12 protein-coding genes are annotated in these 13,090 nt (G+C 26.7%); all 12 read left to right on the top strand.

All coding sequences use genetic code 11. The features are described 5' to 3' along the window. The coding region (locus AJ885_RS10555) for a type VI secretion system Vgr family protein (RefSeq protein WP_222546868.1) at nt 1-2,585 on the top strand (2,585 nt) is incomplete at its 5' end. A gap of 85 nt (nt 2,586-2,670) precedes the next feature. After that, on the top strand, nt 2,671-2,964 hold the full coding sequence (locus AJ885_RS00090) for a hypothetical protein (RefSeq protein WP_070280487.1): 294 nt from the start codon (nt 2,671-2,673) through the stop codon (nt 2,962-2,964). 29 nt (nt 2,965-2,993) lie between these two features. After that, nucleotides 2,994-3,869 carry an ankyrin repeat domain-containing protein gene (locus AJ885_RS00085; RefSeq protein WP_070210037.1) on the top strand — a complete coding sequence of 292 codons (876 nt, stop codon included), beginning with the start codon at nt 2,994-2,996 and terminating at the stop codon, nt 3,867-3,869. Between the two features lie 36 nt (nt 3,870-3,905). After that, nucleotides 3,906-5,468, top strand: a complete 1,563-nt coding sequence (locus AJ885_RS00080) for a putative toxin (protein ID WP_070210036.1) — start codon at nt 3,906-3,908, stop codon at nt 5,466-5,468. Nucleotides 5,469-5,501: 33 nt separating this feature from the next. Continuing rightward, nucleotides 5,502-6,581, top strand: a complete 1,080-nt coding sequence (locus AJ885_RS00075; RefSeq protein WP_070280485.1) for an AAA family ATPase — start codon at nt 5,502-5,504, stop codon at nt 6,579-6,581. Then, entirely contained in the window at nt 6,581-7,279 is a 699-nt protein-coding gene (locus tag AJ885_RS00070) for a DUF4276 family protein (RefSeq protein ID WP_079860252.1), read from the top strand. Before AJ885_RS00075 ends, AJ885_RS00070 begins: the two co-directional genes overlap by 1 nt. 77 nt (nt 7,280-7,356) lie before the next feature. Then, nucleotides 7,357-8,607: a hypothetical protein gene (locus AJ885_RS00065; RefSeq protein WP_070280484.1), complete on the top strand. Its 1,251-nt coding sequence runs from the start codon at nt 7,357-7,359 to the stop codon at nt 8,605-8,607. After that, entirely contained in the window at nt 8,600-9,676 is a 1,077-nt protein-coding gene (locus AJ885_RS00060) for a TNT domain-containing protein (RefSeq protein ID WP_148123891.1), read from the top strand. The genes AJ885_RS00065 and AJ885_RS00060 overlap by 8 nt, the downstream gene beginning before the upstream one ends. A 16-nt stretch (nt 9,677-9,692) precedes the next feature. Then, nucleotides 9,693-10,250 carry a hypothetical protein gene (locus tag AJ885_RS00055; protein WP_070280482.1) on the top strand — a complete coding sequence of 186 codons (558 nt, stop codon included), beginning with the start codon at nt 9,693-9,695 and terminating at the stop codon, nt 10,248-10,250. Between the two features lie 70 nt (nt 10,251-10,320). Beyond that, nucleotides 10,321-10,671 carry a DUF4299 family protein gene (locus AJ885_RS00050; protein ID WP_053872744.1) on the top strand — a complete coding sequence of 117 codons (351 nt, stop codon included), beginning with the start codon at nt 10,321-10,323 and terminating at the stop codon, nt 10,669-10,671. Then, nucleotides 10,671-11,303, top strand: a complete 633-nt coding sequence (locus AJ885_RS00045) for a hypothetical protein (RefSeq protein ID WP_070280480.1) — start codon at nt 10,671-10,673, stop codon at nt 11,301-11,303. Before AJ885_RS00050 ends, AJ885_RS00045 begins: the two co-directional genes overlap by 1 nt. A 133-nt stretch (nt 11,304-11,436) precedes the next feature. Further along, nucleotides 11,437-13,090: contractile injection system protein, VgrG/Pvc8 family (locus AJ885_RS00040; protein WP_251988551.1), on the top strand; the 1,654-nt coding region annotated here is incomplete at its 3' end.

Below are 13,090 nucleotides of genomic sequence, written 5' to 3'. Positions count from 1 at the left end.
ATATATCAAATTCTACTTCAAATCCCCTACCCTTTAAAATCACTAAAGCCATTATCAAAGAAAGTCTTGAAGAACTTTTTTCTATAGAATGTGAAGGTTTTTTTGAAAGTTTAGATGAAAGCTTATTTAATCTAAGTCAAGATTTTAATTTTCATCCTAATGTTTTAATCGATCAAGAAGCTATTTTAAGTATCCATAATCCTTATGAGAATAATACCTTAAACTTTGATAACAATGAAGTAAAAAACTATAAGGGAATTATCACTTATATAAAATATCTAGGTATTAATCATGAAAGTGCTTTAAATATTAATGATAGCACTTCAAATACTAAGCAAATAAAATACAAGCATTTTTTTTCTTTTAAGCTTCAATCAGTCTTGATAAGACTTTCTTTAAATAAAGCCAATCGTATTTATACTCATACTAATATTATAGAAGTGATTAAACAAACCCTTGGTTTTTATCAAGATATCTTACATAAAGAAATTGATTATTCTAATATACATTTTAATTATGAAGAACAAGAACTCATCTCTCAATACAATGAAAGTGATTTAGACTTTATTACAAGATTAAGCCATAATAATGGAATCTTTTTTTATGAAGATGAGAACACTATTTATTTTTGTGATGTGTATAAAAATGTAAAAAATAAAGAAATTGAGTATAATCCTAATATTAATAATATTTTAAATCAAGCTTGTATTTCTTCTATTTATAAAGAGCAAAGCTTAAGAACTAATTCTTTTACACATTCTAGTATTAATGCCAATACTCCTTTAAATCTTTTATCTTTACACTCTAGTAAAGTTCCTTATGAACAAGAACTTAATAACAAAGCTTATTATAATGAACATTTTTATGAGAGTGAATATTCTTTTACAAAAAGCATTGATTTAAAGACTAAGCCTTCTCTTAAAGAAAAAAGAGCCTTAGTATTAAATGAAAGCTTACTAGCAAAAAGTAATATTTATCATCTTAGCTTAGGAGATTTTATCACTTTAAATTATAAGGAGTTTAATCATCAAGAAGAAATAAAAAATCAAGATGAAGAAAAACAAGATAAAGCTTCTTTGCTTAAAGACTTTATTATTATTGCTAATACTCAAATCTTAATTGATGATGCCATCTTAGCTAATTCTATTAATACTAATGATCATTTAAATTTAAAAGATTTAAATTTAAGTAAATCTTATTCTAATACTTTAACTTTATTAAAAAAGAATATTATCTTTACTCCAAGTTTTAAAGCTAAACCTAAAGCTCCTAATGGCACTCAAGGTATTGTTATAGGAGAGAGTAAGGATATAGAAAGTGAGAGAAATACTATTTATACTGATGAGCATGGAAGGGTTAAGGTAAGGATTAATCTTTATGCTAATCAAGAAGAATTAGATAATGATACTTTTATTGCAAATGATATAGATACAAATTCTTCTAATTTATCAAGCAATACTTATAAATCTTATCATCACACTCCTTTTTTAAGAGTAGCTTCTAGTATAGCAAGTAATCATTCAGGTTTTTTTCATACTCCAAGAATAGGAGATGAAGTGATTATTTCTTTTTTAGATGATGATATAGATAAACCTTATGTAAGTGGAAGTTTGTATAATGGGGCTACAACAATGCCCCAATATAATTATCCAAGATATAAAAGAGAAATCGCTACAAATGCATTGAGTTATTTAAGCGTAGTTCCTGCTATGATTGATAAAGGTTTAGATACATTAAAACTTCAAGAAAATACAGATTATGAATTAAGCTCTATAAACAATCATTATCTTACTTTGGCAAATTCTACAATAGGAGTGGATAACACCGATGCAAGAGCAAGGAATGAAATTACCCTAAAAAACGACAAAGATAAAGAAGAAATTTATATCCTAGCACAAAAAGATTATAAAGAAGAAATAGGTAATAATTATGAGCAAACCATAAAAAATAATAAAACTTCAGAAGTGGGAGCCTTATATACCGAATTTATTACTTTAGGACATATGCAAAATATCATAGGTTTTAAAAATGTCAATGTAGGGGCTGAATATTTAGAAAATACCCTACTCTCTAAAGATACCAATGTAGGTTTAAGTAATACTTTAAATGTAGGAATCAGCAATGAAGTCAATATCGGACAAAACCACGAAGAAAAGATAGGAAACGACAAAAGAGTAATAATCAATAACAATCTAGAGCAAGATATCAAAAATGATTTTATCCAAAGAATAGGACATAACAAAAATGAAACCATAAAAGGTTCTTATGTGCTTCAAACCAATCAAAGTATAAAATTTTATTCCAAACAAGATCTAAGCATAGAAACAAATGAGTATTTCAAAGCTGAAGCTGATGATTCTATTAGTTTTAAAGCCAAGAAAAATTGCTCTTTTACAGCTGATAATGTAAATACTATGGCAAATCAAGAAAGTGTTTTAACAGCACAAAAACAAATCGTTTCTAGGGTAGGAAATACAACTATTACACAAACAAAAGATAAAATTATACTACAAGTAGGAACAACACAAGTGATTATAGATAGCAAAGGTTTAAGAGTAAAAGGAGGTGATTTAAGAGCGGATTAAAAGCAATTTTCTTAAAATTAAAACTAAATTTCAAAAATAATGAAAAAAATAAAAGAATTAAAAATCAAAATCACAAGGAAAAATTATGGATTTTAATACCGATATTTTAGAAAGCTTAGATAATTTCAAAGCATTTTTAGATACAAAACCTAGCAAAGAACTTTTAAAGGCAGTAAAAAACCATTTAGATGATTTTATGGAAGGTGCGTATGATAATTTAGATCCAGAAAACTATGAAGTTGCTTTTGAAGAAGATACTGGTATATCTTATGATGAAGCAGATGAGGATGAATTTGAGGATTGGTTTATTAAAAATGTGCTTTGTCATGATGATTTAAGTGAGATTTATAAAATACTAAAATCACTTGTTAAAGATTAAAAACTAAATTTACAAAGAAAGGAAAAACAATGAAAACCTTAGAAGAAATATTATCTTTAGAAGAAGATATAGATAAATATGTAAAAAACTTATGTTTAGAATTTTATGATCTTGTAGAGGCTAACAAACTTGAAGAAGTTAAAGAATTTTTAAAAGATTATCCTGTGCCTGAAATATTTTTTGAAAAATGCTATACACCTTATTGGGATAGTGAAAACAAAAGAGCTATTATCGATCCTGTTATCGCTTTAGCTTGTGCAGGAATTGCTTATGATAAAAGTAAAAGTTTTGAAATGATGGAATATTTTGAAAGTTTAGGACTTAAAGCTGATGAAGTGTGCTTTGGATTTAATGCACTTAGTAGGTATATTGATAGAGATGGAAAAAATAAAGAAGTAATAGAGTATTTTTTCAAAAAAGGATGCACATTTGAAACTTATAATGAAGAAAGCGGCAGCACTCCTTTGCATGTTTGGATATTGCTTAATCAGCCAAATTATTTAGAAGAAGCTTTAAAACTAGGAGCAAATCCTAATATGAGAAGTATTAAAACAGAAAATGAATTTAGTTTTAGCGATGCAGGAAAAACCCTTTTACATAGGGCTGCAGGAAGTAAAGAAAAGCCTATAGGAGCTTGTGTGGAAGTGCTAATCAAATATGGGGCTGATGTGAATGCGGCTAATTGCGGTATATACAAGATTGAAGATGGAAAAATTGAATATTATGATCCTGCTACCCCATTGGATAGAGCTAATACTTGCGATATAAATAAAAACATAAAAATCTTAAAAAAAGCAGGAGCTAAGACTTGGGAAGAATTGGTTAAAGAATACAATATCGATACAAGCTTGGAAGAACCAGAACAAATTAAAATGTATGAAGAAAGAAGAAAAGATAAAAAATAAGATTATTTAAGGCAAAGAACAAAAAAGGATTTTTCATTGAAATTTAATGATGTGAAATTTAAAATCAAAGAATTTGAAAGTGTGGATATCATCAGTGGTTATTCTCTTGCCTTTTATTTGCCTAAAGAAGAACATATGATTGGAGAAAAAAACAAGAATAAAAACCAAAAAACAAAAAAAGATGAATATCACATCAATAAAAGTAATTCTTTAGAATATATACAAAAAATCAATGAAGAAAAAGAAAAAGAAATTGAAAAACTTAAACTTCAAAGCAATGAAAAAATCAATGAAGAATTCGATAAATTAAAAGATGATGCTTTACCTACTAAAGAATATAAAAGAAAAGATTATGAATACGATGTATTTTATGATGTTTATACAAGTAAGGATAATATAAACAAGTGCATAAAAAAAATCCCGATAGAAAATGGTGTGGCAACAGTAACAAAAGATTTTTTAGAGGAATTTTATGAAAATTCTGTTAAGGGTCAGTATAATTATAAATGGTGTCTTATACCCAGACTAATCCGCAATGAAGGAGAATCTAGTTTTGATCCTGTGCCTACTTTAAATAGTAGCTTTGTCATTTCAGAATTAAGCAATATCAAACAAAAAACCCTTACTTTTCAAAGAAAAATAGCCAATGTAGAACATCCAAGTCATTTTGCTTTACAAAGTCCTAAGGAATTTAAAAGTATGCTTGAAAATGAGCAAAGCTTTGCTTCTTATGGTGGCAAAGAAAAACAAATAAAAGAGCTTTTAAAAAGCGCACAGCATAAGCTTGAGACCATTAAAAAAGCAGATGGAATTTCTAAAAAAACTAAGGAAGATTTGCAGGAAAAGCAAAAAAAAGAAGTTGAAAAATGCAAAGAATTGGAAAATAATAAGAAAAAAATTTCACCCAAACTCATAGGAGATGCAGGAGAATATGTCACTTCTTTGCTTTTTGGGAAAAGATCCACACGCTATTTAAGCAATCAAAGAAAACTGGATGCGAATTTTAACATTCATAGTTTTAATCATACTATACCTGATTTTTTAGTAAGTATTAATGGTATTCCTAGTTTAGTCGAAGTTAAAAATGTCCAAGTTCAAAGCCTAACAGAACAAATAAGCTTTGAGTTAAAACTGGCTAGAGAATATGAACTTGATTACATCTTTGTGTGCAATCATTATACACATTTAACAGAAAATGTAGCAGGAAGTGTATTGACGCGTGAAGAACATGAAAAACTAGCACTCGATGGAAAAAAAGTGAGTGAGTTTAATAAAGAAACAAAAAGATTGAAAAAAGTAAAGGTGGCAGAAATCTTAAATGAAAAGGATAAAAACAAGCAAAATTGGTCTGAAGTATCAAATGTTCAAACTTCTCGTTTGAGAATTTTTTCAGAAAAAGGTGGAGATTGTGATGCAAGAAGTGGCTTTATTTACCATAGGCATTTACATAGAAGTATAAAAACAGTTTTTAAAGAAATATATCTACATCATATAAAAGGAGTAGCACCTAATAAAATAGTGATAAAAAGATTAAATTTAAATAATGCAGAAGATTTAGAAGAAGTTTTTAACGAAAATCAGAATCTTCAGAAAAGCTAAAGGAAGGTTTGTGAGAATGCAAAAGGATTATAAATGCTAAATAAAATAACAATAAAAGGCTATAAATCTATAAAAGATTTATCCAAATTTGAACTTAAAAATTTAAATATCTTAATCGGTGCAAATGGTGCAGGTAAAAGTAATTTTATCTCAGTGTTTAAAATGCTTAATGCTTTATTTAATAAAAATTTGCAATTTTACACACAAGATAAAGGACCTGATAATTTTTTACATTTTGGCGGAAAAAAGACTGAAAATATATATCTTGAATTTGCTTTTGGCAAAAACAGTTATTACACCATTCTCATTCCAACAAGTGAAAATAAACTCATGATATCAAAAGAATATATTTTCTTTGATGGGGATTATACAAATTATGAAGAACTTATAGGAAGTAATCAACTAGAAAGTAATCTTTCAGATATAATAGAACGAAGTTATTCTAAAAAAGTAGCACAACATGTTCTAAATGAAATCAAAAAATGGAAACTTTATCATTTTCATGATACAAGCGATACAGCCAAGATGAAGAGAATGTGTGATGCAAATGACAATCTTATATTTAAAGAAGATGCGCAAAATATAGCAGCTTATCTTAAAATGCTCCATGATAACTACAACAAACATTATGAACAAATTGTAACAACTATACAAGATATCGCTCCTTTCTTTGGAGGATTTATTTTTAGAAATAATGAAAATATACAATTAGAATGGTATCATAAAAATAATCCTGATACTCCTTTTAAATCCCATATGCTTTCTGATGGGACTTTAAGATTTATATGTTTAGCTACTTTATTACTTCAGCCTTTTGAGCTAATGTCGGGAACGATTATTATTGATGAACCGGAATTGGGACTACATCCTTATGCATTAAAGGTTTTAAGTGAAATTATTAAGAGAGTGGCTAAAGAAAAACAACTCATTATTTCTTCTCAATCTGTAGAATTGATAAACCATTTTGAAGCACAAGATATCATAGTTGTAGATAAGGAAGACGATCAGTCTATTTTTACAAGAATGGATGATGAAAAATTAGAAGCTTGGCTTGAAGAATACACACTTGGAGAAATTTGGGCTAGCAATCTTATAGGCGGGAGACCAAAATAATGTCAGATATTGTAAGATGTTATGTGATTTGCGAAGGACAAAGTGAAGAGAAATTTATCAATGAAACTTTAGGATCGTATTTTTATAACTCTAATATTTATCTTACTCCACTTATAATACCTACATCTAAAGGACATAAAGGTGGAGGACTTGCATATGATAGAGTGGTTAATTTTATTGTTAAAAAATTAAAACAGGATTCAAAAGCTTTTATGACAACAATGTTTGATTACTATGGATTGGATAATAGATTTTTAAAAGAAAAACAATGTAATAAAAATATATATGAACACGTTGAAAAAATACAAAAAGATTTTGATGAAGCAATTAAACAAAAATGCAATACAAATAAATTTTTTAGCCATATACAACCACATGAATTTGAAAGTTTGCTTTTTAGTGATATTACAAAAATTATCAAAGCAGACGCTGAATGGGATGAAAAACTCATTTGCGAATTAGAATGTATTATCGAAAAATACAATAATCCAGAATTAATCAACAATAGTAAGGAAACAAGTCCGTCAAATAGATTAAAAAAGATTTTATCTTTTCCAAGCTATAATAAAATCTTACACGGTGGAAGAATCGCTAAAGAAATAGGCATAGATAATATAAGATTAAAATGCCGACATTTTAATAAATGGTGTGAAAAAATTCATAGTTTAGGCAACAAAAAGGAAAATAGTGAAAAATAAAAATTTATTTCACAAGAATTTGAAAAAGGTTTTTAAAAATAGTAATAAAAACACCTCAAACACCTTCAGGAATTTAAATGAAACAAACATTAAGCTCTAATCGAGTAAGCTTTTATCTTTTTTCTACTAAAACTTTTAGTGATGAAAAATATCTTAATGCTTGGAGTTTAAAAGGCGAGCGTTTAAATGCCAAAGATTGGTTTGAATTTAAACAAGCCAATAAAGACAAATTTTATAATAAGCATTTAGAAAATACCTTAAAAACTATGCAAGAGTTTAAAGCTTATTTTAGTGTTGATCAATTTGAAGGCATAAATCTACATGGTGATGATGAATGGCTTGATTTTTTGCCTTCAAATTATACTCAATTTTATAATCGTTTATGCAGGGATAAAAGTAAATATATTTTACATCGATATTATCAAAAAAATGATTTGGCAGAGATTGGTATGCTTAAAAATCTTTCTCCTAATTTTCCTTTTTGGGATGAAAAAGGAGAAAATTTTTCTCAAAATCAAATTGATACTTTTATAGAAAAAGATAATTTAGCACCCTGCTTTAATAAATATGATATTTATTTTAATTCTTCACTTGAGCTAAGCTTTAATTTTAGTGATGAAAGCTTAGAATATTTAATTAACAATTATAATCACAGAATCAATCATACTTTTACTCCAAAAAGTCAAGATGAGATACAAAAAGAATTAAATTTAAGCAAAGAAGATAAAATCATTTTAGAACTTGAAAATATGTTTTTAAATCTTTGTAAAGGCATCAGTGCTGATTATGCTTTTATGGATTTTTCTTATTTTTTTGTAGGATATGATCATACTTTAGATTCTAAAAATAATACTTTAAAATCTTATCCCATTAATCAAGATAAATTAATTCATAAAAGAAGTTTTAAAGAATATATAGAAGAATACGCAAATACTTACTTTTTAAATTATTATTCTAAAGAGTTTTTAAATGAACTTGACAATCAAGAGTTAAATGAAGATAGACTTAATTATTATCTTATTAATTACAACAAAATTCCAAAAAACACAGAAGAAGAAAACATACAAGGCATACTTTCTAAACAAAAAGATATAGATATCAATTTTGTAAATTTTATAGATTATAAAGACTATGTTTATAAAAATAAAGATGATTTTTGGGAGTTTTCAGAAAAAGAAAATTCTATACTTTGGGAAAAATTTCTAAGTAAAAATACCTTAAAACCTTTTCCTTTAAACTTTGATTGCTCCTTAGAAGAAAAATTTCTTTATGCTAAAGATGAACAACTAGAAAACATACTTAAAACCCACAAGACTTTTCATGGCTAAAAAAAGAACAATCCTTATTCCTAGAATAAAAGATATTAATATAAGTCCTGATACTTCTTGTATGCATCCTATCTTAGAAGATAATACTTTAGTATGCTTACATGGAGGTAGAGTTAAGTTAAAAGCAAAAAAAGCTAAAAGAATAAAATCAGACAATGTTCCTATTATGCTTAATAATGAAATACAAGGAGCCAGTATAAGTGGATGTTTAAATCCACCTATACTAGGAGGGCCTTGTACTAAAGTAGCTTTAGTATTTCCTTATACTTATTCAGATCATAAAGTTAATAATAAACATTCTGTGTTACAAATGGGTTTGATAGGAATGAGTATAAAAGGTTATCCTATATTTGCTATACCTAAAAAGAATAAGATTAAATTTGCTTTAGCTAAAATACAAGCTAGTCCTCTTGCTAAGATTAAATATGATAGGATAAGATGGGAAGGGATAGGAGGTAAATTAGGAGCGGCACAAAGAAGCAAAGAGAAAGCAAAAATGCTTTTATATTTGGAAAATGAAAATAAAAAAGGTAAGGTAAGTGATAAAGAAGTTCATCTTTATAAGCATAATGGAATATGGTCTAAAGATACTCCAAAACCTAGAAGTCCTGATTATATTCTTGAAGATGGGGAGATTGATTGGCCTAATAAATATGGCTATAAAATCCCACCTAAACCAAGAGAAGTCACTCTAAAAAAAGGGGCAAAACTAGACAGATATGGGGATAATTCAGGTGGCTTTGTTTGTCCTTTTAAAGAGAAAAAAGGAGCAATACCTTATGAAAAAAGATCATTGCCTTATGAAGATAATGAAGCCATGCAAAAAACCTATAAAAGATATGAAGTATTAGAAGATATTAACATGGAGAGTGTTGATAGAAAGGTTAGAATGAGTGGGAATGAAGTATTAAAAGGTAAAATTGATAAATTAAAAGCAAAAAACGAATTCCATTCCCCAAAAATAGGTAAAATATCTCCACATTTTGAACAAGAAGGTGGAGGAACACAGATTAAACTTCCTATTTCCATAGAAAACTTAATGCAATTAGGTTTTATCAAACAAATATAATAATAAAGGATAGAAAATGACAAGAGAACAAGCAGAATTAATTATAAAAGAAGAAAAGTTAATCTATGTAACTTGGCGTGATTATGATTATACAGCAGGAGAATATCATTTTACAATTTGGTTTAATCCTAATAATAATAAATACGAAGCTGTTTATATTGGAGAAAGGGGCGGTGTTGAATTTGAGTATTCTTTTGATAGTGAAAAAGAAGCCATTGATAAAATGTTGCAAGAAAATTATTGGCATAAATATCATGATATCAAAGACATCAAAGAATATCTAACAAAAGAAGTAGCACTAAGAATCATTAAAGAAGAAAAGTTAGAAGTGATTTGGTATGATGAAGCACTTAAACCTTTATGTGCAGGTATTAAACACGATAAACAAAGAGATAAATATATATCTTTTATCACTAATGCTAAAGCAAAAATTATAGAATGGAAAAGTATTGAGTTTGATGGGGATAGATACAGTGAAACTTTTGAAAGAATAATTAACGATGAATTTCTAGCCCTTTATGCTCTTATCAATCGTGCCAGAATGATTAAACAAAATAGAATTAGCTTTGTGTAAATACTTTCCTTATGATTTAATATAAAAAGATTTTTAGTTATAATTTCATTTTATATTTAAGGAAAAATTTATGGAAGATTTAAAACTTTTACAAAGGCGTTGGGAAGAAGCTTATGAAGCTATACCTAAACTTTATGAAACACCGGATGGATTAATAATAAATTTCACCCTAAGTGAAGATACAGATACTATTCTTTTTAAAAAACCTTGGGAAAATTTTGAATTAGATGATGAAGATAAAGAAGCCAAATGGAGATTAAGCTTTTTTAGCATTAGCGAAGATAAACCTTTAGGATATTTAGAATATAAAGAAGCACTAGAAAAACTACAAGATTTTTCTTTAATTCAATCAAAAGAAAGGATTTTAATTAGAGCAATGAGTTTAGAAGAGCTTGAAAGTTTAGAGCTTAAAGGGTGGTAATGCTTCCTCAACCTATATTTTTAAATAAACTTATAGAATTTTTATCTGATGAGAATTTAGATATTGTAAATATGAAAAAAGGTGTAGATAAAATTTTTTCTAAAAAAGATTTTTACGCTATATTAGAATTAAATATTAAAATTATGAATATAGCGAAATTAATTTTTAAAAGCGATGAACAATTAAATATATTATTACCACAAGCTTCTAATTATAAGAATACAAATTATTTTCCTCAAGAATTAGAGTTAAAAAAAGAAATGGATGTTAATCTTAATGATTTAAAAAATTGTGATAATAAAAAAATAATAGAAATAATTAAGCAAGAATATCAAAATAATCTGATTAAAGAATTGGATATTAATTCTCAAAAAGAAAAAATCAAAATACTTTTTATTATTAATGAAGTGCCAAAATTTTTAAAATCAATCTATAAAGAATGTGAGTTTAAAGAATATGGATTAGCAAATTATTTGGAATTTGATGAAATTTGGGATTTTTATGAAAATAATATTAGATATTTTACTATTTTAACTCCCATGGGTGCAAATAAAATAAAATTGCGTTTAGAAAATACACAAAACAGCGAAAAAGAATCTAATATCATAGAAGTAAATTTAGATAAAAAATAGATTTTAATAACAAAAATAAGCAATTTCTTTTTCTACTCAAATTTAGACTATTTGTGTTAAAATAATAAATATAAAAATTAAAAACATAGTGAAATTATAAACACCATAAACTCAACCCCCAAAAGGATCATCAATGTCTCTTAATTCTTATATGAGTCTTGATATATCAAATTCTACTTCAAATCCCCTACCCTTTAAAATCACTAAAGCCATTATCAAAGAAAGTCTTGAAGAACTTTTTTCTATAGAATGTGAAGGTTTTTTTGAAAGTTTAGATGAAAGCTTATTTAATCTAAGTCAAGATTTTAATTTTCATCCTAATGTTTTAATCGATCAAGAAGCTATTTTAAGTATCCATAATCCTTATGAGAATAATACCTTAAACTTTGATAACAATGAAGTAAAAAACTATAAGGGAATTATCACTTATATAAAATATCTAGGTATTAATCATGAAAGTGCTTTAAATATTAATGATAGCACTTCAAATACTAAGCAAATAAAATACAAGCATTTTTTTTCTTTTAAGCTTCAATCAGTCTTGATAAGACTTTCTTTAAATAAAGCCAATCGTATTTATACTCATACTAATATTATAGAAGTGATTAAACAAACCCTTGGTTTTTATCAAGATATCTTACATAAAGAAATTGATTATTCTAATATACATTTTAATTATGAAGAACAAGAACTCATCTCTCAATACAATGAAAGTGATTTAGACTTTATTACAAGATTAAGCCATAATAATGGAATCTTTTTTTATGAAGATGAGAACACTATTTATTTTTGTGATGTGTATAAAAATGTAAAAAATAAAGAAATTGAGTATAATCCTAATATTAATAATATTTTAAATCAAGCTTGTATTTCTTCTATTTATAAAGAGCAAAGCTTAAGAACTAATTCTTTTACACATTCTAGTATTAATGCCAATACTCCTTTAAATCTTTTATCTTTACACTCTAGTAAAGTTCCTTATGAACAAGAACTTAATAACAAAGCTTATTATAATGAACATTTTTATGAGAGTGAATATTCTTTTACAAAAAGCATTGATTTAAAGACTAAGCCTTCTCTTAAAGAAAAAAGAGCCTTAGTATTAAATGAAAGCTTACTAGCAAAAAGTAATATTTATCATCTTAGCTTAGGAGATTTTATCACTTTAAATTATAAGGAGTTTAATCATCAAGAAGAAATAAAAAATCAAGATGAAGAAAAACAAGATAAAGCTTCTTTGCTTAAAGACTTTATTATTATTGCTAATACTCAAATCTTAATTGATGATGCCATCTTAGCTAATTCTATTAATACTAATGATCATTTAAATTTAAAAGATTTAAATTTAAGTAAATCTTATTCTAATACTTTAACTTTATTAAAAAAGAATATTATCTTTACTCCAAGTTTTAAAGCTAAACCTAAAGCTCCTAATGGCACTCAAGGTATTGTTATAGGAGAGAGTAAGGATATAGAAAGTGAGAGAAATACTATTTATACTGATGAGCATGGAAGGGTTAAGGTAAGGATTAATCTTTATGCTAATCAAGAAGAATTAGATAATGATACTTTTATTGCAAATGATATAGATACAAATTCTTCTAATTTATCAAGCAATACTTATAAATCTTATCATCACACTCCTTTTTTAAGAGTAGCTTCTAGTATAGCAAGTAATCATTCAGGTTTTTTTCATACTCCAAGAATAGGAGATGAAGTGATTATTTCTTTTTTAGATGATGATATAGATAAACCTTATGTAAGTGGAAGTTTGTATAATGGGGCTA

It is taken from the genome of Campylobacter sp. BCW_6464, assembly GCF_001762775.1.
In the GTDB taxonomy this organism is placed as follows: domain Bacteria; phylum Campylobacterota; class Campylobacteria; order Campylobacterales; family Campylobacteraceae; genus Campylobacter_D; species Campylobacter_D jejuni.
The sequence above is the reverse complement of the archived record's forward strand: the minus strand, read 5'-3'. Positions and strand labels throughout refer to the sequence as shown.

Excerpts from the sequence above, each read along its gene's own strand:
- AJ885_RS00090 (WP_070280487.1), top strand. The coding sequence starts at position 2,671 with ATGGATTTTAATACCGATATTTTAGAAAGCTTAGATAATTTCAAAGCA.
- AJ885_RS00085 (WP_070210037.1), top strand. The coding sequence starts at position 2,994 with ATGAAAACCTTAGAAGAAATATTATCTTTAGAAGAAGATATAGATAAA.
- AJ885_RS00075 (WP_070280485.1), top strand. The coding sequence starts at position 5,502 with ATGCTAAATAAAATAACAATAAAAGGCTATAAATCTATAAAAGATTTA.
- AJ885_RS00070 (WP_079860252.1), top strand. The coding sequence starts at position 6,581 with ATGTCAGATATTGTAAGATGTTATGTGATTTGCGAAGGACAAAGTGAA.
- AJ885_RS00065 (WP_070280484.1), top strand. The coding sequence starts at position 7,357 with ATGAAACAAACATTAAGCTCTAATCGAGTAAGCTTTTATCTTTTTTCT.
- AJ885_RS00060 (WP_148123891.1), top strand. The coding sequence starts at position 8,600 with ATGGCTAAAAAAAGAACAATCCTTATTCCTAGAATAAAAGATATTAAT.
- AJ885_RS00055 (WP_070280482.1), top strand. The coding sequence starts at position 9,693 with ATGACAAGAGAACAAGCAGAATTAATTATAAAAGAAGAAAAGTTAATC.
- AJ885_RS00050 (WP_053872744.1), top strand. The coding sequence starts at position 10,321 with ATGGAAGATTTAAAACTTTTACAAAGGCGTTGGGAAGAAGCTTATGAA.
- AJ885_RS00045 (WP_070280480.1), top strand. The coding sequence starts at position 10,671 with ATGCTTCCTCAACCTATATTTTTAAATAAACTTATAGAATTTTTATCT.